The following is a 24,500-nucleotide window of genomic DNA, read 5'->3' as shown; positions in this document are numbered from 1 at the left end:
ACCTCAGTTTTTCGCCCGCAGAAAGTCTAGGTCTTCAGAGAGGCCAAGTGTCATCACTCACCTCCTGTGGCATCATTTTGTACATGGACAAAGCAACATGGACAGGCCTCATAGTGGGTTTTGGTGGGATTATTGCGGGAAACCTTCTTGAAGGTGGCCACATGGGCTCACTTATGCAGCTCACTGCATTTATAATCGTTCTTGCCGGAACAATCGGCGCTGTGATGGTTTCAAGTTCTGAAAAAGATTTGAAGACCGGACTGAATCTAGCAAAATCTGCATTCAATACTGAAGTGAGCCAAGCAAAGGGCCGCGTGCAGGAAATTGTTGAGTGTTCACGCCTTGCAAAAAAAGAATCGTTGTTGGCTTTAGAGCCTCATTTAAACCGGGTTCAAGATCCGCTTCTGAAGAATGTCCTTCGCTGTGTCATAGATGGCGTTGAGGCAGAGACGGTTCGCGATATTTTTGAGACGCAAATTCAAACTGAAGAGGATGAATTGCTTGCGGGTGCAAAGATTTGGGCCGATGCCGGCGGATTTGCTCCAACGATAGGAATTATCGGGGCGGTCTTGGGGTTGATTCACGTGATGGGCAATCTGACTGATACAAGTAAATTAGGTGGCGGTATTGCGGTGGCCTTTGTTGCAACCGTCTATGGTGTGGGTTCTGCAAATCTTTTATTTCTTCCATTGGGTAATAAACTAAAACGAAAAGTTCATGCGTTGTCTCGTGAGAAGCAAATGGTATTAGAAGGCGGGCTTTTGATCGGCAAGGGAACAAATCCTCTCGTCGTTGAACAGAAGCTTTTCGCCTTCCTTCACAGTGATCAAAAGTAGTCAATAGATGGCAGGTCGTAAGCAGCACCGACATGAAGAGCATGAAAACCATGAGAGATGGTTGGTATCCTATGCGGATTTCATCACGCTGCTTTTTGCTTTTTTTGTGGTGATGTACGCGACCTCAAGTGCGAACGAGGAAAAGCAGAAGGACTTCGAAAACTCGATCAAGCTGAATTTCCACTTAGTGGGAAAGGGCGGCAGTGATCAGGATGGAAGTGCTATTGACAACATTATCGCCGAACTAGTTATGCCTATCGGAGGTTTTCCACAAAAAGGTGGGAATCGCGAAGTGCAGGACTATGTGGAAAGATCTCTGGATAAGTCCATGACCGGGGAGCAAAAGAAAAGCGCCATTCAAGACATCTATCATGATGCCGTCGGAGTTCGCGTTGCCTTGACCGCTTCAACGTTCTTTCAGGCAGGATCGGCGAAATTGAAGCTGTCAGCTTTGCCATCTTTGGATAAAGTGGCTGAGGTTTTGAAATCAAATAATAAAAGAGTCATCATTGAAGGGCATACCGATGACAGCCCTATTGAAGATTCACAATTTCCAAGCAACTGGGAGTTGGCTGGCGGCAGGGCCTCTTCAGTCGTTCGCTATTTCGTGAAATATCACAACCTGGATCCGAAGCGCTTTGTCTCGATTTCCTATGGGGATCAAAAACCTGTAGTTCCTAATGACAGTGAGGAACACAAAGCCATGAATCGTCGAATTGAAATTCTGATTGTCACAGACGAGAAGAAAGCCGAAATGTAAAACGCCGGGGGATGCCCGGCGTTTCTTAAGAAAAAATATCTAGCAAGTTACTAAACGCATTCTTTAAGTTTGCGCACGATCTCAAGAGCTTTTGCCTTGTCCACTTTTTTCACATCCATGATCGCCTGAACAAAGGCCTCTTCTGAAGTTGATTTGGCGCCAGTCTCTACAAGCTGATCATGTTTTTCGATGATCTTAGTATAAGAATCGCGCTCTGCCTTTGAGAAACGAGTGAGGATTCCCTCAGGAAGTCCTTCAAGTTTGGTCAAAGCAGCTGAAGTATCTGCCAACTCTGCAGCATCCAATTCCTTTGCGCTTTTACGAGCGCCAGTCAATGAAGCGTTAGCCAGCAATTTTGCAGAAGCTGTGGCTGCTTCATCGATAGATTTTCCTTCAACGGCATCTTGTTTTGAAATTTCAACAGCCATCTTTTTAGCTGCAATCACTGTCGCCAAGTTTTCAAGGCGTTGTGATGATTTTGCAGAGTCAGATGTCAAAGACATTGCCAAAGCATTGTTCTTACCTGCAGGAAGATTGAGTTCATTAATCATCTTATCGCGGGCGATTTGTGCTTGTTGTGCACTCAAGCCTTTTGCTGTTCCGCCTTTACCGAAAGCGGCCTCTTTGATTTGTTTTGTATAATCAACCAATGACTCTTTAACTGATTTGGCGCCCGTTACGCCAGCAGCGTGGGCCGTTGAAAAAGACACCGTTGTTGCCAAAGCGACCATACCGATTACAAATGCTTTTTTCATGACTCTCTCTCCTTAGTCAAAAAAGTAAATATTGTTTCACAGGATTAGAGAGCAAAAGCGGTGCTACCTGAAAGTTCATTTATTTGATTTTAAGACTTCACAGATGTCTAAGACCATTTAGTAGCGACACTTCTGGGCACTGGGTTAAAAGGTATCCTGTAACTATGTCTCAAGATGAGACAGTTAGAGTTGAGATTCCGGGACGAAGATGGAGATGAAGCCGGTTTTAAACCGCTTCCACCAGCCGGTTTCTGGCTCCTGGAAATACTCAATGATTTTGCCATCTTCCAGGCTTTCCCAAACAAGATCTTCTTGGGGGGAGAGCTTGAGCTTATAAGCGTCCTCTCGCAAGATCTCCTGGAATTGAGCAACGAAATCCCGAAGCAGTTCCGGGCTGTCGACGATGACCCCCATTTCACTGTTAAGGTGAATAGAACGAGGATCAAGATTCATGGAACCTACGAAAAGAGTTTTCCTGTCGAAGACAAAAGTTTTTCCATGAAGTCCCGCACGGGAAGAACCTGAACCCAGAGACTTTGCTGTTTTCATGGAACTAGAGGGACGAGCTTTCAGCTCATAAAGTTCCACCCCACTTTTTAAAAGATCTTTTCTGTAGCCCTTGTATCCGCCGAAAACGCTTGAGACATCACTCGACGCGAGAGAGTTTGTTAAGACAATGGATCTGACACCGCGATTTTGTTGTTGCTTAAAGAATTCAATCCCATTTTTACCAGGTATAAAATAGGGGGAAACCAATATGACCTCTGTGGTTGCTTCTTGAAGAAACGGTAGAAGTTGATGCTGCAGATTCTGTTTGTCATGACCCTCAAGTTTCGCGGGCGGATCGAAGACAGCATGGGCGATTCCCCAATAGAGTGAGATTTTACCCATGTTAAATTTCTTCAAAAATTCCGTATTACGAAGGGCTTTGGCGTATTCAGTTCCCTGCAATTCAAGAATGGCCGCTGAGGCCTTTTCGCGGAGCAAAGATAGATCTTCCGGTTGTGGTTGAAAGCCTGGCACGAGAGCTGAGATCGGATAGGCGATGGTGCTATTCCAATAACTGTCAAATTCAGAGGAGAGATCCGCAACTACGGGCCCGGCAACCCATAGATCGAAGTCACCAAAGTTCGTTTCATCGCTCGCCCAGAAATACTCATTCCCAATATTTCTTCCGCCCACTATGGCTACTTGGTTATCAGCAATAAAAACCTTGTTATGCATGCGCTTGTTCACTTCGGAAAATCTTGAGGCCTCAAGAAAACGCCAGCTTCGGTGTGCGAAAGGATTGACCATGCGAATTTCAACATTGGGATGCAAGGCGATAACCGCTAACCCTTTTTCGTATTTTCCCTGATTCAAATCATCCAGCAAAATTCGCACGCGGACTCCACGGTCGGCGGCGGCAAGAACATAGCTTAAAAGAAAATTTCCGGTGAGATCGTTCATCCAAATATAATATTGCAAGTCCAGCGAATGCTCGGCTCCTTGGGCCGATCCAATTCGCGCTATCAAGGCATCTTGACCGGAAGAAAGCGGGTATAGCGCAGACTGCCCCGGATGTTCTTTAAGTTTTGGGTTAAGCAGCTTTCCAAACTGCGTATTGGGATCGGGAGCAAAGGCCACCGAAGGTTCGCGCGTAATATTCTTGGGAAGACTCTTACATGCAACCAAGGTGGCCAAAATTGAAAGGACTAGATAGCGGCTCATGACGTGCTCGCTTTAATCAGGTTCAAATCTTCATCAATCAAGATTTCCGTTTTGAGAAAGTTGTTTGATTTCCTCCAGACGTTGGACTCCAGGCATATGCCATTTTCGGGTGAGCACTTCTCTCTTTGGCCAATAGAGTCGCGCTACCATATTGAAGTCACCTCGAGGGGATGGCAGCCAATTCGAAAGTCTTCGTTTGTCTGGTGCTTGATATTGTACGTAGATATCCAACGAGCCATCGCTATTATAGATCAATTTACTGCGGTCACCGAGTGCGTATCTGTCGATCGGATTCTTTTCAAAGAAATTTTTATTGTTGTACATGGTGATCGACCAGAAGGCATTTACAGGAGGAAGTTGATGTTTGGCAAAGTGAATGATGTATCTATTTTTGCCATTCAGTTTTCTTCCCAGCGTATCGACTTGAGTTCTTGGGTAGACCGCATCTTGCGGCAGATTTGCACCCAGAGCAGTCATGGCGATTGCGGCCCGATTGCGATAGTTCGTGCCATATCGACCGGTGTTGAAGTTGTAGACCCAGCCATCAACTTTCTCGACCTTAGGATTCTTTGCTGCATTTATAATTTTTGAAAGGGCAATACGTGCACCCTCATTGAGAGAGGCTCTTTGGTCAGGCGACAAATTGGCGGGATCAAAACTTTGACCAGGGATGAGGCCGATGCGTTTCATTTTTTCGATCATAAAGCCATCTTGGACAAGAGGTGGATTGCGTTTCATGGATTCAGACATTTTCACAAAGAAATCCACTCCGGAAAGAGACTCCACCTGATCGACGGGAATCTGGCTTAAGTTAACGCCGGCTTTGACTGCAGAAGTGCTTGGCGGTTTATAGTTTGTTCCCCACGCACTTAGTGGAGTGAGTTTATATTTCTTCTGTAGTTCCTGAACGACTGCATAATCATTGGTTCCGTTGGTTTGGGTACGACCAATGATCCAGACATCGTTTGTGGGTGATTTGATCTGTCTTGCTCCAGCAGGGACGGTTCCAGTCCAGCGAGGACCCGTGATGACAAAATCAATTTTGCGATTTCCTGTCGTGCGCGATCCAGGATTAGCAAAGACTTCAGTCCACGCACTCATCATTTGCATGAGATAGTAACGATTTCCAGTATCGGGAAGACTAAGGACAATAGGCTCTTTTGTGAGGTCAAGCCAGGCAGAGCTATAGAGAGTGTCTGCATTGGGTGTAACGACATCAGTGAAGGAATAATCGGGAAAAGTCTTTTTATGAACAAATTGATTTGTAGGTGCCGCATTGTCGGTGGGATAGGCCGAATGGGTCATCATATCTTTGGTAACATCCATGATTACAAGAGGATATCCATAGGCATAGATCTGTTCTGCGAGCAGTCGGGCTTCATTCGTTCCCGTAAGAACTTGGTTTTGGCTGACATCAATATTTTTGTCAGAGGGACTTTTGCATGAGCTTAAACCGATGAGTATCAAACTGATCAGCCCGGCTAATAGAATTCGCGTCATCATAATCAACCTCCATCCTAGAGATTCAACATGCCTTTGGGAATTTGCCTTCTGTTCTGAAACAGAATGAAAAGAAATAAGATTAAAGAGAAGATCGAAGAGAGAGATGATGCTAACAATCACTCTTTCAAAACTCAACACGGGACCTTTCGTTAAGGTCCCGCAAATAAACCGGATCTGACTAAGGTTTTCCAGGCATTGTCATGCCTCTCATAGCTGCCAGTCTTTCTTGAACTTCGTTATTGAACTTCTTCTGTTGGATGTTGGCTTGTTTGATATTGCGGATCTTTTCCCAGCTGACCGCATTTGCCATACTTCCGTACATCATCACTTCTGAAGCAAGAGCTTGCAAATTTTCCAGGCAAGAAACAGCAACTTCCTGCTGAGCTGGGCTCAATTGGACAAGCGCACCCGCAGCAGCATCACCCACTCCTAGAGCAGAAGATACTTGAGTTAAAGCGGCTTGAATCTTTTGTAGCTGCTCTTCAAGTTGATAGTTTTCAAGATTTGACTGAATAACGTCACGTCCGTCTTTTTGTGTGACCTTAATCTGTTGAATCATGCCGTTGAGAGCCGCAAATTGATTTTCCACTTCTTTCAATTGAGCTTGTGTCGGGGTCTTCGTTAGAATTGTCGCAAGATCCAAGCTGTACTTCGCCGTTGGAGCCAGAAGTTCATTCAGGATCGAAAGGTAAACGCGCTCTTCTTGGAAAGCTGAATTCATGGCACCGTTAGAGATTGGGCCACGATTGAAAGTGGCTTTATCATCACGAACCTCGCCCCAGAATCCTTTGTCGAAAATGTTCTTGGTGCTATTGCCAATTTTATCCCAATACTTGGCAAAAACATTCGAGTAAGAATTGCGCTCTTGGCGGTAGATTGTGCGCATCATGTTGGCTACGATGCCGTCATAGCCTTTTGCATACTCTTCGAACGCGGCTTGCATTTGTGACTCGGTGGTTTTTACCCACCACTGTGGGAAGGCGGCTGTATCGGCAGTTCCGACAACGCCCGGGCGTGCGTTATCCACGAGGTAAGACAAGAATCCTTTATATTGCTTTTTATTTTCTGCCTTAATTGGCCATCTGTAAATTTGCTCTGCCGGAACACGGGAAGACCAGGAATCACAAACTGATCCAAAATCATCATTCGAAGACTTGAGCTGTGGTGGCAAGAACACAGAAGGGAAGCCGCGTGAGTTCTTCACTGCTTTCTCGCCTTTTTCAGTATCCGGTCCACAGATCATTTGCATCATAAGATAGTCAGTCATATGCGGAGTGTAGAACACTCCGACCTGGCGGTAGTATGATGTTCCTTTGAAGTTTTCCGCGGTGCTCGGAGCAATTTCATAAGTCGCCAAGAAACCGCGACCTGGTTCTAACATTGGATCTGGTCTGCCAAGTTGTTTTTTAATTTCAGAGAGCATAGTCGGGAAGTGACGGCTGCCAGCCAAGTTTTGAACAGCAATCTGCAATTCACTGTTCAACAAGGCAAGGCCTTCACCCATTTTCATACGATCATCACTCGCAAGGAGATCACGAATAGCCTTCAATTTTTTTGCTTCTGGTGGATAGAGATACTTCGCATCTTTGCCGTTTGTGAGCTGATCAATAAAGGCCACAACATCGGCGACGGTGTCAGCCTGCCAGTTCTCTAACATTTTTGGACTTTGGAAATACAAATCTTCTTTACCTGCTTCGAGCCCCTTTGCCGGAACACCGTTCAGTGGATAAGAAACCAATAGTGGCTTCAAAGGCTGTTGATCAAAGCGCGCATTGCGTACTTCGTTTACGAAGGCATTGTAGAAGGCGTAGCTTGAGTTGTACATGCTTGTTAGCTGATGAAGGTTTTCTGACCAAGCCTGATGTGCTTCATAGACTTCAGAAAGATTCATCATGCGCCACTCAGCCATCTTTGAGCGGAAATTTTTGATCTGACCTTGCAGTTCTTTATTTGAAGTCGACCATTGGCTTTTCTTCAGGTCATTGACCTGAGTGACCAGGTTTTTATTCATGTCATTAAAATCAGCTCCGTCGAAGAAGTTCTTCCAGGCATAGACGACCTTCCGATTGAGCCAAGCATCGATCGCGATAAATGCACTGATCTGCAATCCTTTAACAACGAGAAGGCGAACTCCTTTTAGTTGCATTGAACCTGGCATCAACCACAAGGCGATATCTACGCCAGTTAATTTCAAGACCGCACGAGTGACCATGGCTTGTCCAAAACCGGCCAAAGCAGATGAGGCCAACATAGAAACGATACCTGGGGCGAATTCCCAGATCTTCTTTTTAAGAACAAGATATTCATATGCTTTTGCGCAAGGGTCCGCATCAATGCCGGCTTCTTGATCTTTTTGAGAGACAGTTCCGCCCATCATCACTTTACCGCAAGCCATGACATTCGGATCAGAAGCAATTTGAGAAAGATAGCTTTGTACGAAAGCACCTACCGTCATTCCAAGATAAGGAATCATATGGTGGAATTTTGGATTGGTCATATACATGGCCAAAACATTGGAAGTTAGACCTTGTGAGGCCATAAATGCGAAGAAACCGAAAACTCCGATAGGTGAAAGTTGGTGCTCAATATGCTGTTTCATCGCGATAGGATTCTGCGAGTAGTTGGCAATCAGCTGGCCGGCAACCACAGCACCCATGGCCACGAAGAAGATCAAACTTTCAGTCGGCAGGGCTTTCATTGAGTGAGAAAACGCGGCTTTACCGGCACCTTTAATGCGTACCATTTCATCAAGAAGCATTCTATTCAATGATTTTGGAGAGAACTTGCGGAGATTGGCCTCTTCGCCAAAAGGAATCTCCATTGCCAATTTATTCGATGTCTTATCATAGACCATGGCTTTTTTGGTGTCTTCGTCGACAACGAGGCGGTAGCCCATTGGTTCAAGGTAATCACGGTACTGTGACATTTTTGCCTTATCAGCATCAGTCATGTTTCCGGCAAACGCTGGTCCAATCGCGATATTGAATAGGGCGATTGATACTAGGATTTTACTGAACCATTTCATAAGTTCTCCTCATTGCGACAGAAACTGTCTCATGATGAAGAGAAGCAAGCTTGGTGCCTCGGAACTCCGTTAGCTTTCAGATGGCATGCCTCAAAATGAGACAGAGCCTGTTTAGGGCACTAGGCTGTCTAAAAGATAACAGAGAGCTTCCAGGAGTTCTGCCAGGAGTTCTGATTGTCACGGAGCTCCCCCTCGAGGCGGTATTCAATTTTGTGAAGGGAGTAAGACATCCCCAAGGTGAACTCCCCGAGGGATTTTTGCTCTGAGAACGAGTAGAGATACTTTGCATCCAATAAGGATCTAATGTGTTCCGTCCATTTATTCACGAGAAGACTTTCGACTCCTAAGTGAGGATTTACATCGTCGGCGAGGTGATCATTTTCAGTAATCGCGAAAATATTCCAGCGAGCGGCTTGAGGTAAAGCTACGTCAACCCCGGCACCAATACCACCATTGAAATAGGGTGCAAGCTTCGGTTCAGTACCAACATCAATTTTCCAACTGATGGGGTGTTCAAATTCTGTCCACGGGTAGGTTGTGATGATATTTAAAAGAACGATTTGTTGAAGGTCCCAGTTTTGTCTGGTGGGTCGATAGCGCAGGTCGAAACTGAGGAAATCCAATTGTGAAAATGGGGTGATGCCACTGTCATCAGAAAGCAAGTCGTGGAACCCCCGACGCCATTTTAGGGAATAAAAGTCTACAGACTGATCCTGCCCAATTCCAAGATAGAAGGCGGAAGCATCAAGACTGGTTAAGGGAGACTTGGGACTTGGTATCTGCACAGGATTTGTAATGGCGCCCAACTTCGCGCGCTCCAAAGACAAACTATACTTTTCGTCTTTTTTGTTTTTTTGATCACGATACTCTGTGAGTGCGAGATAGCTGAGTGAAGCCTCAAGACTTTCTGCCTTTTCCTTCGCTGTGAGAGATCGATATGCGGGCTCAGAGAGTGAATTGTCTTTGATTATCTCTTTGACGGCGCCTCTTTGCAAAAAATTGAGGTGGGCATAGCGAGTGTGCCATTCTGCTTGAAGAGAGCTTCGTACTTTTTCTCCATCGAGCATCCACTTGTCATTGAGGACTTTGACAGTATCGATGGGAATTACCACATCATGAAATTCTGCTGTCAATCCCAGATCGGGTTTGGCAACTTCAATCAACTCCAGGATCTGCGCGGAACAATTGTCATCGGCGAAGTAATAAGGAGCATAGCTGCCCTCGAGCTCGAGCAAGTGATCCAGAATAAAGGCAACTTCGTCGGGATTTAAATGCAGCTTATACTCCCAAAGGTCACGGCCTTCGAGGTTGGTGTATTCGCGAATTTTTTGATGATAGGGCTGCATTGAATAGGCGCCAGGGTAAGAACCAAAAAGTCCCTTAATAGCATACAGGGCGCCGTCTTCGGTTCCTGTGATGGCGGCATAATTGACCCCGTAATCCAACAATTCAAGCTTACCGATGTTCTTGGGATTGTGAAATTTTAGAAAAGTATGACCAAAACTAGAGGCGGCACTGCTGAGGTCGCTCGCCGCAAAAATAAGGTGGGCTTCCGTAACACCTAGCTGGGCTTTCCAGCGGTCTCGTTCAGGACAGGGAAGAATGTCTTCAGGGGCGAGGGTAAGCTCTTTCTTAAGCCAGGACATGCGCGCGAGGTATCGACATTGTCCTTGGTTTTTGTCTGTCTTATCGGAAAATAGAAAATCAATCGTCGCAAGCAACTCTGCTTGTGGATCTTTGGCGCCTTGAGGAGAAATAAAAAAGTTCCCACGGATTGGGGAATAATAGGAGCCGAAAAGACGCTGGCGATAATGCCCCAGACTTAGCCACTGGGAAGAGCGCGCAAGTTGAGACTGCAAAGCTTGTTTTTTATAAGCTTCGGTTCTTTCTGGGGAAAAGCCCCACGAGAACTGTGGGGCTAAGTAAATAATTACTAAGAAAAGGAAATTAAGAACCATGGCACAATTGGCCGAGTTCTTTCTGAGAAGACATTTCAGCATTCAAGTTCTTAACCAACTCGACAGCTGTTGTGTTGGCAGTCGGTAGAATTCTTGAATAAGAATCTTGAGCGAAAGAACCAAAAGCTTTTTGCGAAGATTCTTTCCAGCAGCCCTTCATTTGAGCCAGCGTGAAAAGTTTTTCGCCATGACCTTGAGCCATCTCACGAGAAAGTTCTTCCTGATTCACTTCAACGAAATATTGAACTTCTTTGTCATTCATAACGATACCGCTCGCTGTACAGCCAGAAGTACCAGATGTAATACCAAATACTTGGGTAAAGAGAGTCGCATTCGTTGTTACAGCGAAGAGCTGCATAAGTTTAGAGTTTCTGCTAATTGCCAAACTACCAAGACCACAACCAGCGTCGTTAGCAAATGCGTTCGCAGAGAACATTAATAATAGAGCACAAAGTACCTTTTTCACGAGAACCTCCTTGTATTTCAACAATGCTCACTTAGTATTGAGGGAACATCAAGGGGAGTTCAAGGTGGTCCTGGAAGTCACAAGACAGTCTATAAAAGAGATCGTTGAAAATAATAAGATCGTGATTTTTGATTTTTGGGCTGTGTGGTGTGGGCCCTGTAAAAGATTTGGTCCTGTCTTTGAGTCTGTTGCCGCCAAACATCCGGACATCAAGTTTGTAAAAGTGAATACAGATGAAGAGCAGGAACTCGCCAGCATGTTTGAAATTCAATCGATTCCATCGGTGGCGGTGATCAAAGAACAGGAAATAGTTTTCGTTCAGCCGGGAGCTATTCCCGAGGAGATTCTGGAAGAAGTAGTTCAACGCGCGAAGAGTCTCGACATGGAAGAAGTTCGCAAGAACAGTAAGTAGTTTTTAGGTCCTGTCCCGACTTAAATTCGGGACAGTTTATTAAGAAATATATCTCATCGGCATTTTGGCACTGGATCTAGTACCTAGACCTTTGATCCAGTTTTAAATGACAAACATAACTATCAAGTTTCACCTGACAAAAAATGAATAGACTCAAGAGCATATGGCAAAAAAATAGGAGGCCTCGTGTTCCGAGTTTGTTCAAAATCTGTATTGCTTGCGTCTTGTGCATTGATGTTGTCATGCACTAGTTCTCAGAACTCGAGTCAGTCGCAATACGGGCAGAATCAATATGTTCGTCAATTTGCATCGACCCAAGAGCCGATCACTTTCGCGAATCCTAAGACGGGCAAAACATTTTGGGAAGAATTTGAAGAACAAAATATTAAACCTGCTTTGTTAAAGCCAAGACTTTCAACTTTTGCAAAATGGGTTCGTGCAAATCCAATTGCCACTTTCCAAGACGTGCGCAAAAACTCTCCGGTATTGTCATTGGAATCATTGCCAATCAAGAACAGTCCTTATGAATTTGGAAAAACCTATGTTCTAAGTCGCTATAAAGACGTTGTTGAGGCACTCAATCAGCCAACAAAGTTTACGGTGCGCAACTATTCGAAAAGAATGGAAGGCTCTGTCGGGCCCTATATGTTGGCCTACGACGGTACTCAGTACAACATCAAGGAAAAGCCTTGGATGAGAGAAATGATGCCGATGAGCGACCTACCAAAGGTGCGTGAGATCGTGCGTCGCTTGGTTAATGAGGCCATCGCTAATGGTCAATACATCGGGCAAGACCCGGGTGGTGCTACATTCGGTCGTTTGGAAGTTGTGAATCAGGTGGCGCGCCGAGTTCCAATCCAGTTAACGGGTGAATACTTTGGGTTCCCTGGGCCCAGCGAAGAAAAAATGTTCGAGTGGTCCCGTGCGACTCAAAATGATTTCTTCCATAACGTAAAAAATGAAACAGAAGTGGCAGAAGCGGCAACAAGAGCCGGCAAAGAAATGCATGCCTATTTGAAATCATTGATTGAGCAAAAATCCAAAAGAATTGCGGCGGGGGCTAACGATGATGACATTTTGTCTCGTCTAATCCGTTCAAAAACCACTGATTTTGTTGCACCAAGAAATGCGGAAGACGACCGCGTTCGTGCGAATATCATTGGAACATTGGTGGGCGGTGTGGAAACCACGCAAGCTGCCATTGTGCAGTCAATGGCCCAATTGTTCATGCGCCCGGTAGAGTTCGAAAGAGCTCGTGATGCGGCTCTTCGCAATGACGTTGATACTGTTGCTAAATATGTTTGGGAAGCTTTGCGTTTCCATCCGGTAAATCCATTTGTGGTTCGTTACGCTGAACAAGATGTGACCCTATCAAGCGGTGTGAAAATTCCTAAAGGATCACACTTGATGATCGCCACTCAATCGGCAATGTTTGACGATTCAGAGCCAGGCTTTGAAAATCCAAATGAGTTCAATATTAACCGTAACCAAAACAAATTCTTCCATTTAGGTTATGGTCATCATCGTTGTCTGGGTGATTACGTTTCGATGGTTCAGGTTCCAGAGATCGTGATGGCCTTGTTGAAGCTTCCAAATGTGCGCCCGGCATCGGGTCAGGCCGGTTTGGTTGACTTCAGAAAACGCACAAAAGCAAATGCTTTGAAGGCAGATGATAACAGCGTTTCATTCCCAGAATCTTATAGCATTGAGTACGATGTTCATGCGAGTGATCGCAAATCAGTCGAAGTTGCTTCTAAGAAATACTCTTATGAAGACTATTTAATGCAATTCGACCGCGGCGAATACCGTCGTTGTCTGGCTGGAATCAATCCCGCGTCAGGTCTTTTGAAGCCGATCGCAGTCACTGCGGCAATCTTCAGAAATTCCGAAAAGCACAAATTCAATGCCGTTTCTCAAGACAACAAAGAGCTTTTGTATTGCCGTCTGAACAAGGAATACAGATCTTGCATTGCTTCAGAGCAAAACAAGGTTAAATTCCATGTCCTAGAGGCAAATGAAGCTCATCAAAAAGCTTTTGAAACTTGCTCGAGCAAGGCAAACTTAACTGATACTGAAACGGCGTACTACCGCGCCGTGATGTTGGGGCAAGGCTTGGATGAGTCGAAGATCTCGGACCGTCAGTCACAACGCAATTCAGGCCCTAAATATGCATTTGAAGACTATTTGAAGTTCTACGATCGTTACACGTATCGTGAGTGCTTCATGAACCCAGCCGGCCTCAGTGCATTCCAAGATCCTGAAATGATCATGTATGCTCGCTTGAACTTGGATTTCCGTCTTTGCATGGGAAAGCCAGTTCTTTTAAATCGCTATACTGGTGGTCTTTTGGGTCAGGATCGTGAATCCACTTATGAGAAGTGTAAGGACGGCGTTTATAATGAAGCCACTTTCAAAAAAGAAGGCGCGTTATCTCGCACTGAAAAATACTTCTATGAAACAGAAGTTTTGGGTCGCAAGTTAAACTATCAAGACGTGAAATAAGACGGGGATTCAATGTTGGCTACCATCAGCTTGATCCTTGTCGGCCTTGTTGCGGTCGAACATATTTACTTCATGATCCTGGAAATGTTTCTTTGGACAACACCGAAAGGCCGTAAGGCCTTCGGTATGACTCCAGAGTTTGCAAGCTCCACGGCCGCTTTGGCCAAAAACCAAGGTCTCTACAATGGATTCTTGGTGGCGGGACTCGTATGGTCCTTTTTTGCAGAGAGTGAAATGGCATTCGCTCTGCGAGTTTTCTTTTTAGGTTGTATCGTTGTCGCGGGAATTTTCGGTGGCCTGACCGTAAATAAAAAAATCGCCATTCTTCAAGCGACACCAGCATTATTAGCTTTAGTATTTCTTTTTCTAGGGAGATAGTTCATGAAGAAGATATCAGGTATTCTCGTAGGTTCGGCAGCGTTGGTGACATTGGTCATCGGTTGCGTGAATCTGAGTTCAAAAAATTCCAGAAATCCGTCGGGTTCAGCTGTTGTTTATGAAAAACCACCGGGTCTTTCAGGTGCCGACCTCGCAAATTTTGAGCATCTTTCCGAAGGTGCAGACATCTATCCCTATGAGTGGATGAAGGCATTGCGTTCAGTGGCCTTCAAAGATGCTAATGATAAGGCGACGAAGCCATTCTATTCTGATTTTTATAATCGCTTTGGAATTTTACCAAGCTCAAACCTGAAGGACGAAAACGGAAATACTTATTTGATTCCTTACGTAGGTTTAACTGCAGCTTGGAGCAATCATCCTCCACAGCAAAGCGAAGCTTACAAAGAAACTGAGGAAGAGATTGTTCGTCAAATTGGTGAAGTGAAATCCATCAAAATGGTTGGAACAAACTGTTCATTCTGTCACTCGGGCTCTCTCGATTTCAGAGGCACAAATTATCGCGTGCAAGGAACCCAAAGCACAACGGACGTGCGCTCTTTCTTCAAAGACATGGCGACATCTACTTTGGCGGTCTTGGCTAAAGAAGAAGCGGCTGTGGATTTCTTGAAACGCATGAAGGTTTCAGAACCTGAAAGAAAGGCGAAGGAGCTGCATGAGTACTTCCTGCGCCGTTTGGGAGAGACGACTTACGGCTTGGTTAAAGTAGGGCCAATCAGTGCTCAACTGACTTTGATTAAAGCGAAGTATTTGAAAGACACACATCGTTTGTATCGTGGAAAACAAGCCATTGCGGATTCTTTGGAAAAGCTTTTGCGTATGACCTATGGATTCTCTGAGACCGATGATATCGGGGAGCTTAAGGCGCGCATGAAGTTCCTGGGAACTTTGATGGTGGGCACAGATCCAAAAACGGATGAGACTGAGTCCGGCTACGGTCGTACAGATGCTTTCGGACGCATTGGAAACTTGGTTTTGCGCGGAGACGATGCGATCTCCTACACCGCTCCCGTTTCTTTGCCATGGATTTGGGGAATCAAGTATATGGCGATGTTGCACTATAACGGCAACTCGAACTCTGTGATTCTTCGTAACGTCGGTCAATCATTGGGCCTTGGCGCATTGATCTTGGACAAAGACGGCACATCGACAGTGAATGTTCACAACTTGGGACGCTTGGAAGCTTTGGTTCACAAGATTCAAGTTCCACGTTGGGAAAAAGTTTTTGCCGGCGTGACTGAATTGCAGGTGAATCAACAATTGGCAGAACGTGGTCGTCAGGTTTATGAAAGCCGCTGTATCGAATGTCATGAGTCGAATAAATTTGTGGGTCCTTCGGGTCAACTGCGCTTGTACAACATGATGCCACTTGCTGAATTGGGTACGGATCCAAATGCTGCTCGTAACGCGGTGAAATCTGTGGGCACTGTTCATTTTGAAGATTCAATCTTCAACGGAGTCGGCGGAGTTAAAGCAAGATACTATCAAAAGAACAACATGACTGACGAGCAGCAAGCTGAGATCGAGTATCGCAGTCTTCGTGGTAAAGAGTTCTTCCGGGATACTTTGAACGGATATGCAAATCAAGAGAAGAACGGTCTTGATTATGGCAATGTCGATGCGGGAACTGGCTACAAAGCCCGTCATCTTGCGGGTGTGTGGGCAACAGCTCCCTTCTTGCATAATGGTTCAGTTCCATCTATGTGGGACTTGTTGCAGCCGGCTCATTTACGACCAAAGATCTTCAACGTGAAAGACAAAGAGTTCAATCCAGTTAAGATGGGGTTGAAGTATGAGCGTGAGAAGAACATGCTGGGCTTCACAAAAAGTTGCGGCAAGGGCGAGCAAAGATGTTTTGATACGACTTTGACGGGCAACCATAACACGGGCCACGAAGGACGCTACTACGGAACAGACCTGCCAGATGCGGATAAGCATGCCTTGATCGAGTACTTGAAAGTTCTGCCACCAGAGCCAGAATACTCCTGGTAGTTCGTTCAATTATCCGAAATGTATTGAGCTAAATTAAACACTGAAGTAAGAGGGTCACATGAAAAATGTGATCCTCTTTTTATTTGTTTTGTTGCCACTTTCTGCCAATGCCATCAAATGGAAGGTCTTGGGCCCTTGCTCTGACAAGCCTCTTTTTCAAGGCACCTATGAAGCGGACCTTAAAAAATCAGTTGGGGAGATCTCTATCGAAATCTTCGACAAAAACAAAATTCCATACGTGGGAGTGGCTGCAGGCTTTAATTCGATCAACAACAGTGCTATCGGTTTGGACGCCTTGGAGGTTGTTTCCGACGAAGTCATGAGAGCCTACGGTTGGTGCTATGCCGTGAATGGCCGAATGCCTAAGGTCATGCCTGATCAAGTCACACCAAAAAATCAAGAAGACACCATTGCCTGGTTCTACGGATATTCCACCAATATCCAAAACGAATGGACAGATTACTGTGTCCCTGGCTATCAAATCAAAGCCGCCCAATTCTGCGAGAAGTAAGGGGACGGCCATAATTTGGACATAAAAAAACCCGCTCTTTCGAAGCGGGTTTTTTATTTTTTAAATCATGAGGAGTGAAGACTATCTGATGATTTGAATGTGCTTGATAGTTACAGTTTCAACAGGGCGATCCATTGGGCCTGTTTTAGAGTTCTCGATAGCGTGAACTACGTCCATACCTTCAACAACTTCACCGAATACTGTGTGACGACCATCCAACCAAGGAGTTGCAACAGTTGTTACGAAGAACTGAGAACCGTTAGTGTTAGGTCCCGCGTTCGCCATAGACAAGATACCAGGCTTCGTGTGCTTAGGAGCGCCAGCTGGGAATTCATCTTCAAAACGGAAGCCAGGACCGCCAGTGCCAGTTCCAAGTGGGCAACCACCTTGAATCATAAAATCTTTGATCACGCGGTGGAAAGTCAAACCATCATAAAATGGCTTTTTTACTTTCTCGCCAGTTTTAGGATCAGTCCATTCGCGAGTGCCTTCTGCTAGGCCTGCGAAAGTCTCAACTGTCTTTGGAGCTTTATCAGCGAAGAATTTAACTTTGAAATTACCTTTAGTTGTTTCGAAAATTGCGAACATTGGTGGACCCTTCTTTTTTTCAGTAGCTTTAGCTTTATCATCTGCTTTAGATGCTTTTGCAGACTTTTTAGTTTCAGATTGCTTGGTTTCGTCAGACTTTTTGGTTTCAGCAGCATCCGCACGGAAGCTGAAGGCAGCCAATAAGAAAGCGAAAAGGTAAATCCAAAATACCTTTTTGATATCGATACTTTTCGACACGTTGAACTCCTAATGTATGAACACCTTCACTATTATTGAGGCTTCCTACGAGGGTCAAGTTCCTTCAAAATGGCAATATTTGCAGTGAGCAGCTCTCGGACCTCTTCTAAGAGCTTCGCAGGCGAAGTATGAAGCGCCAAGGCAAGAGCTTGAAAGGACTCATGATTTGGATTCAGTTCGGAAGAGGATTCTGACGCCACCAGTTGAAGCATCTGCTCAATCTGACGCATCCGTCCATAGTTCTTCTGTAGATCAGCAGCAAGCGGCCCCATCAGAGAGATAAAATCAAAAGTTTGGGTGCTTTGAGAATCTAATTTTTTCTCCAAAACATAGGCTTGAGCTGCCAGCTCAATATCAACCAGACCGCCTTCGCTGTACTTCAAATTCATCAAAGAAGACTTTGAGATCAGCTCCAAACGAATGCGATTCAACTCGATGAGTTCCTCGGCGCTAAGGCCTTTATCAAGATATTCAAGTGCGACCGCCGGCAAAAAGTTTGAGTCGGATTCGCCAATCCAGCGGGCTTTCAAATAAACCTGGCGTTCCCAAGCTTGAGCTTCTTGGTGAAGATAGTCTTGAAGATCCGCAAGAGGCATGACGATCGGCCCCGCTTTTCCCGAAGGGCGAAGGCGCATGTCGATGGAAAAAATATTTCCCCCACGATGTGACTCCGTCAGCCGATTAATAAATCGCTTGGCGACTTTGAAATCATTGTCAGTCGCTTGATCAGGGATCACAAAAATGAAATCCAAATCTGAGCGGAAGCCCAACTCGGCTCCACCCCATTTTCCCAGAGCAAGAATTCGCAGCGAGGAAGGATATTCCTTTTTGATTGCCGGCAAAAGAGTTTCGGCAATCGAATCGGCGGTGGAAGTTAAGTTTGTCAGGAGGGGAGTCAGGTCCTTGTCTTCCAAAAATTGACTTCCGCTAATCAATTCAGAAAGAAGTCTTTTCTCGGCAAGCTCTTCCAGCAGCAAGCCCATGTCCTCAGAAGGTTTATCCTGCGACCGATAAACAAAACTATCCAAGAGTTCAGGCCGGTTGCAAAGAATTCTGGAAAGATACGGCGAGTGCCCAAAAAGCCAGGCCAGCTTTTTCATTAAATCTTTCTCTCGCAACAGCAGAGAAAAAAAAGTCGCCTTTGCACGAGTGCCCTGGATGAAATCCTTTAGCAGTAGTAGGGCGCGATGGATGTCTCCGCCTTGCTCTTTCAAAGTTTGCAAGAATTCCTGTAGGAAGGCCTTTCTGGCAATTTCATCCCGACCACGATGGCGTGAGAGAACTTCTTGGCCCAAGATTTCATTCCAGAGATCCTGTAGTTCTTCCTGGGGCAGGCCGATTTTACTAAGTTCTTCCTCCACAGAGATCTCTTTGGGTGCCTCACCCAAAAGAGATTTGACGATCTGATCACAACGTTTCATCTCAAAGGAGAGACTTGCAAGAGCCTTGATTACAAAGTCGGGATGATTTTCGTCTGTCTTAAGCAAATGCGTCTGTTGATCTTCCAAGGCTTGAACATAATTTTCAAGTCTGCGCAAATTCCAGTAGTGCCTCTGCAGAAAAAAAGCTTCCTCTTCAGGCAGCAGCTTTCGCTCGGCAAGAAGTTGTAAGGCTTGCTGGGTCCCTTTGATTTGCAAGGACGGATCTTTGCCGCCGTGAACTACTTGCAGTGCATGAGTGAAGAGTTCCACGTCGCGAATTCCACCCACGCCTAATTTAAGATCAACCGTATTGTTTTGTGTGCGACCCCAGTAATGGCCCTGAATTTTTGTGCGAAGGGTTTTTAAATCTTCAAGTAAAGTGAAATCCAAATGACGGCGGAATGAAAACTTTTTTGCAAAAGTCATCACGGCATCAATGATAGTGGGGTCTCCGGCCAGAGGGCGCAGCCGAACGAAGGCCAGACGCTCCCATGTTTCACCGTAATTCCCGTAGTAGTCGCGAAATTGTTCAAGAGTGGGAATCAAGGGGCCTTGCTTGCCTCCGGGGCGTAAATCAAAGTCCAAGCGAAAGACAAAGCCATGGCTGGTTCGGTCACCAAGAATTTTTTGAAATTTTCGAAGGGCGGAAAGAGCCGATGCAGACTCTTCTTCGGTCACCAGAACCAGGTCGACGTCAGAGCTAAGGTTCAGCTCTGACGAACCTAATTTTCCTAAGGCAAAGAGCGCAATTTTTTCTGAGGAAAAACAAGCCTGAAAGGCTTTTGCAAGAAGGGAGTCTGCGGAGTGACTCCAGTGAAGACAGATTTGCTGAGGATCTTCTGAATTTTCTTTTGCTGCCAGAGCGCAGCGAGACCAAATCTCGTTCCGCTCTCTGCGCAGCTGTTCATCAAAAGAAAGATTACTCAACGTTTCGTGACCACTTTGGTTTAAAGTAATTGTTATTGTCGTTAGTCACGCGACGTTCTTCGCTGCCATCCACTGTTGCAATGTAGATCTGATTTTTTCCAGTTCGGTTGCTGGTGAACATGACGAAGCGACCGTCTGGAGAAAAGCTTGGATCTTCATTGCTGGCCCAGCGGCCATTCGGTTTTTTTGCAGAGGTCAAACGAACCATGCCTGTGCCATCAGAGTTCATCACAAAGATGTCGAAGTGATCTTCACTTTGACCGGCGAAAGCGATCTTCTTGCCATCAGGAGACCAAGAAGGAGAAGAGTTGAAAACGCCCGCAAATGTCAGGCGTTTTACGCCACTGCCGTCAGCGTTCATGGTGTAAATCATAGGCTTCCCAGCACGGTCAGAAGAGAAGGCCACTTTCGATCCATCCCAGCTTACAGAGGGCTCCACATTCATCGCGCCCGCAGGTCCGTTCGTGATTTTTCCCACCAAAGAACCATCATAAGTCATCTTGTAGATGTCAGGGCTGCTGCCTTGGGAAATAGTCAGATATATATGTTTTCCATCCGGAGAGAAAGAGGCCCCTGAGTTGATCCCTTGACGGTAAGAAATCAGTGATCTTTTGCCAGAAGAGAGATCCAACAAAAGCATGTCGGCATTTCTAAACTTCGCACCAACGCGTTTAACATAAGAGGTGTAAGCGATTTTCTTACCGTCTGGAGACCAGGCTGGAGAAATAGAAATACTGCGATGGCTGGTAACTTGTGAAGCATTCGCGCTATCCCAGTCCATCACATAAATTTCTTTTGCTTGTCCGCCGCCACGATCTGTTGATACGACGACGCGAGAAAGGAACATGCCTTCCTTGCCAGTTAATGCTTCCAGAACGTCATTAGAAAAAGTATGGGCAATTCGGCGAGCAGTGCTGAGAGGGCCTTTGTACTTCTTGCCCAAGATCAATTTTGCACGCGGCACATGGTAAGTGTAAGTTTCCAAAGTCACTTCATCACCGGCAATAGAGAAACCAGCTTTAATTAAGAAGTCGGACCCGATAGCTGACCAGCTTTGAAACTTAAATCCATTCGCCTGGCCCGGAGCCGGCATCAAGCCTGTTTTGCTGGTGTCTTCCAAAAAGGCACTTTGGTTAATGAACTGAAAGTAGGACGATACTGACAGGTCATTCGTGATGGTATTAAACATCTCGGCGCCGACAGATTGATATTTGGAAGAAGAAGTTGGAGAACCAAAATATTGAAGTGCCGGAAAAGCCAAAAGACTTTTCTTGGTGCGGGCTTCACCTAATTTGATATAGATGCCATTTTCTTGCGCGGCTGCCTTTTGACTGGGTACTTGTGCAAAAGTGATGAGCGCAAGAAGGATGCATAACAGTCTCATAAACGATCTCCGTTTTACGCACTCCGACTTTGTCGGAGTAGGGTTATTCACTCCGGTATACCGGAGCTTATTCTGGGAAGCCAATGAGGATGCCATCAACTTCCACGATAGATACAAATTTTTCCGGTGGAGCCGGGAATGGGGCCGCGCGATCAATTGTCGCAAGAACCTCATCGTCGTAGCTTTGGTTTCCACTCGTTTTAATAATTTTACGTCCTAAAATATTTCCACGCGAATCGATATAAACTTTCGCTTGGGCTTTGAAATCACGATTCGCCAACCACTCAGGCAATGCCCAATGCTGCTTGATATGATGATCAAGGTCTACGGCATAAGTGTCGTGCTGCAATTTCGCAAGTCCGGTCAACGCAGTTCCTGGTGAAATCGCATTGCCTTTAATCTTGGCTCCGCCGATCTTGTCTTTTCCAGCAGCGGGTGCGGGTTTGGCTTTTTGTTGAGCCACGTCTTCTTTGATTTTCTCTAGTGCCGCCATGGCTTTCAATTTCTCAATGGCGCTTTGCTGTTGCGATTTAGTTTTGTCCAAATTGATCGCGTCTTTGTCAGCTTTCGCCGTCGATTTTGGCGCGGGAACTTCGTGTTTCACGGGCGCGGGTTTGGCCGGAGCCGGTTTGACGGGCTCAGGCTTCACCGGCTCAGGTTTTTTCTCCACGGTTTTTTCCACAGGCTTTTCTGCAACCGGATTCTTTTCCGGCATAGCCGGCTTCGCTTCCTCTTTGCTTGCCGCTGGAGGGGCTTTATCTATTTTATCGGGAAGTCCGACCATATCGACACGAACAGCTTGAGAAAAATCAATTTGCTCCGGCGTAAAGAAGGCCGCTTTCAATGCAAAGAATGAAAGAATAAGAGCGTGAACGGCAAAGGAAACCCCTAAGCCGCGGGGTAATTGCTCATCATTTTCTGTTTCGAGTTCGATTTCTGGATTCACTTGTCTTTAGGTACTGTTAAAAGTCCGATGTTAAACACCCCTGCTGCACGAATCTCTGCCATGGCTTCCGCGACGATGCCATAATCTACTTTTCGATCAGCTTGGATATAGACTTGTTTGTTCTTCTTGTTCTCGAAGATCGCCTTAACTTTAGTGCGAAGATCCGCCATTGAAATCTTTGTCTTGGCGATCGTCATTTTTTGATCAGCACCAATAACCAAAACAAAAGGTTCTTCATTCAGTTCAACACCCGAAGCCGAAGTCTTCGGAAGATCGACTTCAATCCCTTGTTGCATCAAGGGTGTCGTCACCATGAACATGATGAGAAGAACCAACATGACGTCCACCAGGGGAGTCACGTTGATTTCACTTAATGTCGCGCGACTTTTACCGCCGCCGCCACCGCTCATTCCCATGATTAATTCCCTTGGAAGAAGTTTCTTTTAACAATGTTCAAGAAGTCTGCGTTGAAGTTATTCAACGTGATTTCCTGCTTACGGATCTTAGAAATAAAATTATTGTACAAGACAACCGCCGGAATCGCCGCTGCCAGACCGATGGCAGTTGAGATCAAAGCCTCTGAGATACCAGGAGCCACAACCGCAAGACTTGCTGAGCCGGTCATGCCGATCTTATGGAAAGATCCCATGATCCCCCAGACTGTTCCGAACAAACCGATGAAAGGACCCGTGCTGCCGGTGGTTGCAAGAACGGTCAGGCGGGATTCCAATTTGGCCATTTCATTTTCTGAAGCTTTATTGAGAATACGTTCAAGATTGTCGATGCCAGTCAAAACCGGTTTATCACCCTCTGTTTTTGCCATGAGCGGTGATTCAGAAATCTTTTTCATTTCCAAGTAAGCGGCCTTAAACACTCGGGCCACAGAAGACTCTTTATATTGATCGATATCTTCAAACAAAGTATCCAATGAATTTATTTTCCAGAATTTATTCAAAAACAAATCATCAGACTCACGCATTTTTTTAAACGTTTGATATTTGCTATAACCAATCGCCCAACAAAATACCGACATCACGATAAGGATGACTAAGGTAAGCTGGACCACCGGACTTGCTTGTATAATTGCATCAACGGAACTTGTGTTTACAGAAACAGAGGGTGCTGCTTGAGCTGTGCTTCCGAGCAGACTGACAAATAGTGGTAACATCATGGGAAATCCTCCAAGGTTCACCTTATGCCTAAAGGCATCTGTAATCAACCTTTAGGGCACGGCTTAAGTCCAGATTGCTTTCGATAATCGAGAGGGGGAAAATCAAAAATAATGAGGGATTTTTATGACGCGAAAATCACTTCTGATTATTCTCATTTTTTTTGCGGCAGTGACGGGCTTTTGGTTTTTTAGTCTAAAGAAAGACTTCAAAGAAACCAAAGAACTGTTAGCTGAGCAGAGCCCCACTCGCGTCACGCGTGAAGTCACACGGATTACAACCACAGTTAGCGCAGATCAAAAAGATAAAATTCAAAAAGATCTTGAAGATCTAAAGAAAAAACTTGCCGCTGAACAGCAGCGACTTGCGACGCGAAATCAAACTTTACAGAGCCTCAAAAATCGCCAGGCGCAGGAACAGTCGGTTAACTATAGTGCACAGATTCAAGCGCACAGTGAGCGAATCGACAGTTTGACTTCTGATCTGCGTGACTATCAACAAGCAGAAGGTGATTTAAGTCGAAGAGCAGCGGATGCTTTGCGTGAACAAAGCAGCGCTTTGAGTGCGGCAAGAGATCAGTTGGATGAAAATATTCGCCAGCAGGAGGAGATGGTTCGAAAGACGAAAGAGGATATTGAGTATTGGCATCTTATGTACAACTATTATCCCGAAAGACAAGCCCATCTTGATGAGTTGATCCCGCTTTTAGCAGCTCAAGAAGAGCGTTTGCAAGCTATGCGGGCTCAGCGGATAGAGCTTTCATCTCAAGCGTTATTGCGGACTCAAAGCACTCAGGCGGATGTCGAGCAGGTTGTGGGAACCTATTCGCAGGATCAAGATGACATCGTCGACGAGATTGGAACTTTAAGAGCGGAGATTCGGCGCTTGCAGCAAGAGCAAAATAAATCCCGAATGAGCATGACCACTTTAAACTCTCAGGTCAGTCAAGCGCAGCGGGATTACAGATCTCAAGCTGCTCAAGTTCAGTCGATTCAGAATGAAATTCGTCAAAAACAAGAACAGCTTACAAAAACAGAGTAG

General features: G+C 45.5%; 20 protein-coding genes. 8 read left to right on the top strand and 12 right to left on the bottom strand.

The genetic code is table 11. From position 1 onward, the window contains the following. Nucleotides 1–47 precede the first annotated feature (47 nt). Entirely contained in the window at nucleotides 48–836 is a 789-nt protein-coding gene (locus NWE73_RS00380) for a flagellar motor protein (protein WP_277576284.1), read from the top strand. A 7-nt stretch (nucleotides 837–843) separates the two neighbouring features. Then, nucleotides 844–1,596 carry an OmpA family protein gene (locus NWE73_RS00375; protein WP_277576283.1) on the top strand — a complete coding sequence of 251 codons (753 nt, stop codon included), beginning with the start codon at nucleotides 844–846 and terminating at the stop codon, nucleotides 1,594–1,596. Nucleotides 1,597–1,646: 50 nt separating this feature from the next. Here NWE73_RS00375 and NWE73_RS00370 read toward each other — a convergent pair whose 3' ends face one another. The 6 genes from NWE73_RS00370 to NWE73_RS00345 form a co-directional block, all read right to left on the bottom strand. Beyond that, nucleotides 1,647–2,351: a hypothetical protein gene (locus NWE73_RS00370; protein ID WP_277576282.1), complete on the bottom strand. Its 705-nt coding sequence runs from the start codon at nucleotides 2,349–2,351 to the stop codon at nucleotides 1,647–1,649. Nucleotides 2,352–2,534: 183 nt separating this feature from the next. Next, nucleotides 2,535–4,061: a phospholipase D family protein gene (locus NWE73_RS00365; RefSeq protein WP_277576281.1), complete on the bottom strand. Its 1,527-nt coding sequence runs from the start codon at nucleotides 4,059–4,061 to the stop codon at nucleotides 2,535–2,537. A 33-nt stretch (nucleotides 4,062–4,094) separates the two neighbouring features. Beyond that, nucleotides 4,095–5,564 carry a DUF1254 domain-containing protein gene (locus NWE73_RS00360; protein ID WP_277576280.1) on the bottom strand — a complete coding sequence of 490 codons (1,470 nt, stop codon included), beginning with the start codon at nucleotides 5,562–5,564 and terminating at the stop codon, nucleotides 4,095–4,097. A gap of 178 nt (nucleotides 5,565–5,742) precedes the next feature. Further along, nucleotides 5,743–8,589, bottom strand: coding sequence for a hypothetical protein (locus NWE73_RS00355; RefSeq protein WP_277576279.1), 2,847 nt, complete (start codon nucleotides 8,587–8,589; stop codon nucleotides 5,743–5,745). Between the two features lie 128 nt (nucleotides 8,590–8,717). Next, nucleotides 8,718–10,547 (bottom strand): Lnb N-terminal periplasmic domain-containing protein, encoded by a 1,830-nt coding sequence (locus tag NWE73_RS00350; protein ID WP_277576278.1) that lies wholly within the window; start codon nucleotides 10,545–10,547, stop codon nucleotides 8,718–8,720. Next, entirely contained in the window at nucleotides 10,537–11,013 is a 477-nt protein-coding gene (locus tag NWE73_RS00345; protein ID WP_277576277.1) for a DUF3015 family protein, read from the bottom strand. The genes NWE73_RS00350 and NWE73_RS00345 overlap by 11 nt, the downstream gene beginning before the upstream one ends. A 10-nt stretch (nucleotides 11,014–11,023) precedes the next feature. On the opposite strand from NWE73_RS00345, the gene trxA reads away from it, so the two are divergent. The 5 genes from trxA (at nucleotide 11,024) to NWE73_RS00320 (ending at nucleotide 16,826) form a co-directional block, all read left to right on the top strand. Next, on the top strand, nucleotides 11,024–11,425 hold the full coding sequence (gene trxA, locus NWE73_RS00340) for a thioredoxin (protein ID WP_277576276.1): 402 nt from the start codon (nucleotides 11,024–11,026) through the stop codon (nucleotides 11,423–11,425). 186 nt (nucleotides 11,426–11,611) lie between these two features. Further along, nucleotides 11,612–13,927: a cytochrome P450 gene (locus NWE73_RS00335; protein ID WP_277576275.1), complete on the top strand. Its 2,316-nt coding sequence runs from the start codon at nucleotides 11,612–11,614 to the stop codon at nucleotides 13,925–13,927. Between the two features lie 12 nt (nucleotides 13,928–13,939). Beyond that, nucleotides 13,940–14,305 carry a DUF1304 domain-containing protein gene (locus NWE73_RS00330; RefSeq protein WP_277576274.1) on the top strand — a complete coding sequence of 122 codons (366 nt, stop codon included), beginning with the start codon at nucleotides 13,940–13,942 and terminating at the stop codon, nucleotides 14,303–14,305. A 3-nt stretch (nucleotides 14,306–14,308) separates the two neighbouring features. Beyond that, a complete protein-coding gene (locus tag NWE73_RS00325; protein WP_277576273.1) occupies nucleotides 14,309–16,315 on the top strand; it encodes a di-heme-cytochrome C peroxidase in 2,007 nt (668 codons plus the stop codon). Between the two features lie 58 nt (nucleotides 16,316–16,373). Next, nucleotides 16,374–16,826: a DUF4430 domain-containing protein gene (locus NWE73_RS00320; protein WP_277576272.1), complete on the top strand. Its 453-nt coding sequence runs from the start codon at nucleotides 16,374–16,376 to the stop codon at nucleotides 16,824–16,826. An 81-nt stretch (nucleotides 16,827–16,907) separates the two neighbouring features. Here the strand turns inward: NWE73_RS00320 and NWE73_RS00315 are convergent, their stop codons facing one another. The 6 genes from NWE73_RS00315 to tolQ form a co-directional block, all read right to left on the bottom strand. Then, nucleotides 16,908–17,414 (bottom strand): peptidylprolyl isomerase, encoded by a 507-nt coding sequence (locus tag NWE73_RS00315; RefSeq protein ID WP_407652929.1) that lies wholly within the window; start codon nucleotides 17,412–17,414, stop codon nucleotides 16,908–16,910. A gap of 230 nt (nucleotides 17,415–17,644) precedes the next feature. Further along, nucleotides 17,645–19,960 (bottom strand): [protein-PII] uridylyltransferase family protein, encoded by a 2,316-nt coding sequence (locus NWE73_RS00310; RefSeq protein WP_277576270.1) that lies wholly within the window; start codon nucleotides 19,958–19,960, stop codon nucleotides 17,645–17,647. Beyond that, complete coding sequence (locus NWE73_RS00305) at nucleotides 19,953–21,344, bottom strand: translocation protein TolB (RefSeq protein WP_277576269.1); 1,392 nt, start codon at nucleotides 21,342–21,344, stop codon at nucleotides 19,953–19,955. Before NWE73_RS00305 ends, NWE73_RS00310 begins: the two co-directional genes overlap by 8 nt. Nucleotides 21,345–21,411: 67 nt before the next feature. Then, nucleotides 21,412–22,290 carry a TonB C-terminal domain-containing protein gene (locus NWE73_RS00300; RefSeq protein WP_277576268.1) on the bottom strand — a complete coding sequence of 293 codons (879 nt, stop codon included), beginning with the start codon at nucleotides 22,288–22,290 and terminating at the stop codon, nucleotides 21,412–21,414. Beyond that, complete coding sequence (locus NWE73_RS00295; RefSeq protein ID WP_277576267.1) at nucleotides 22,287–22,706, bottom strand: ExbD/TolR family protein; 420 nt, start codon at nucleotides 22,704–22,706, stop codon at nucleotides 22,287–22,289. The genes NWE73_RS00300 and NWE73_RS00295 overlap by 4 nt, the downstream gene beginning before the upstream one ends. Nucleotides 22,707–22,708: 2 nt before the next feature. Then, nucleotides 22,709–23,461 carry a protein TolQ gene (tolQ, locus tag NWE73_RS00290; RefSeq protein ID WP_277576266.1) on the bottom strand — a complete coding sequence of 251 codons (753 nt, stop codon included), beginning with the start codon at nucleotides 23,459–23,461 and terminating at the stop codon, nucleotides 22,709–22,711. Nucleotides 23,462–23,585: 124 nt separating this feature from the next. Between tolQ and NWE73_RS00285 the strand changes: the two genes are divergently transcribed. After that, a complete protein-coding gene (locus NWE73_RS00285; RefSeq protein ID WP_277576265.1) occupies nucleotides 23,586–24,500 on the top strand; it encodes a coiled-coil domain-containing protein in 915 nt (304 codons plus the stop codon).

The sequence above is a fragment of the Bdellovibrio svalbardensis genome (assembly GCF_029531655.1).
GTDB classification, from domain to species: domain Bacteria; phylum Bdellovibrionota; class Bdellovibrionia; order Bdellovibrionales; family Bdellovibrionaceae; genus Bdellovibrio; species Bdellovibrio svalbardensis.
This window is presented reverse-complemented; position numbering and strand designations above follow the sequence as displayed.

What these genes read in the sequence shown, in the direction of transcription:
- NWE73_RS00375 (WP_277576283.1), top strand. Translation starts at nt 844, where the DNA reads ATGGCAGGTCGTAAGCAGCACCGACATGAAGAGCATGAAAACCATGAG.
- NWE73_RS00370 (WP_277576282.1), bottom strand. Translation starts at nt 2,351, where the DNA reads ATGAAAAAAGCATTTGTAATCGGTATGGTCGCTTTGGCAACAACGGTG.
- NWE73_RS00365 (WP_277576281.1), bottom strand. Translation starts at nt 4,061, where the DNA reads ATGAGCCGCTATCTAGTCCTTTCAATTTTGGCCACCTTGGTTGCATGT.
- NWE73_RS00360 (WP_277576280.1), bottom strand. Translation starts at nt 5,564, where the DNA reads ATGATGACGCGAATTCTATTAGCCGGGCTGATCAGTTTGATACTCATC.
- NWE73_RS00355 (WP_277576279.1), bottom strand. Translation starts at nt 8,589, where the DNA reads ATGAAATGGTTCAGTAAAATCCTAGTATCAATCGCCCTATTCAATATC.
- NWE73_RS00350 (WP_277576278.1), bottom strand. Translation starts at nt 10,547, where the DNA reads ATGGTTCTTAATTTCCTTTTCTTAGTAATTATTTACTTAGCCCCACAG.
- NWE73_RS00330 (WP_277576274.1), top strand. Translation starts at nt 13,940, where the DNA reads ATGTTGGCTACCATCAGCTTGATCCTTGTCGGCCTTGTTGCGGTCGAA.
- NWE73_RS00325 (WP_277576273.1), top strand. Translation starts at nt 14,309, where the DNA reads ATGAAGAAGATATCAGGTATTCTCGTAGGTTCGGCAGCGTTGGTGACA.
- NWE73_RS00320 (WP_277576272.1), top strand. Translation starts at nt 16,374, where the DNA reads ATGAAAAATGTGATCCTCTTTTTATTTGTTTTGTTGCCACTTTCTGCC.
- NWE73_RS00315 (WP_407652929.1), bottom strand. Translation starts at nt 17,414, where the DNA reads ATGTTCGCAATTTTCGAAACAACTAAAGGTAATTTCAAAGTTAAATTC.
- NWE73_RS00305 (WP_277576269.1), bottom strand. Translation starts at nt 21,344, where the DNA reads ATGAGACTGTTATGCATCCTTCTTGCGCTCATCACTTTTGCACAAGTA.
- NWE73_RS00295 (WP_277576267.1), bottom strand. Translation starts at nt 22,706, where the DNA reads ATGGGAATGAGCGGTGGCGGCGGCGGTAAAAGTCGCGCGACATTAAGT.
- tolQ (WP_277576266.1), bottom strand. Translation starts at nt 23,461, where the DNA reads ATGATGTTACCACTATTTGTCAGTCTGCTCGGAAGCACAGCTCAAGCA.
- NWE73_RS00285 (WP_277576265.1), top strand. Translation starts at nt 23,586, where the DNA reads ATGACGCGAAAATCACTTCTGATTATTCTCATTTTTTTTGCGGCAGTG.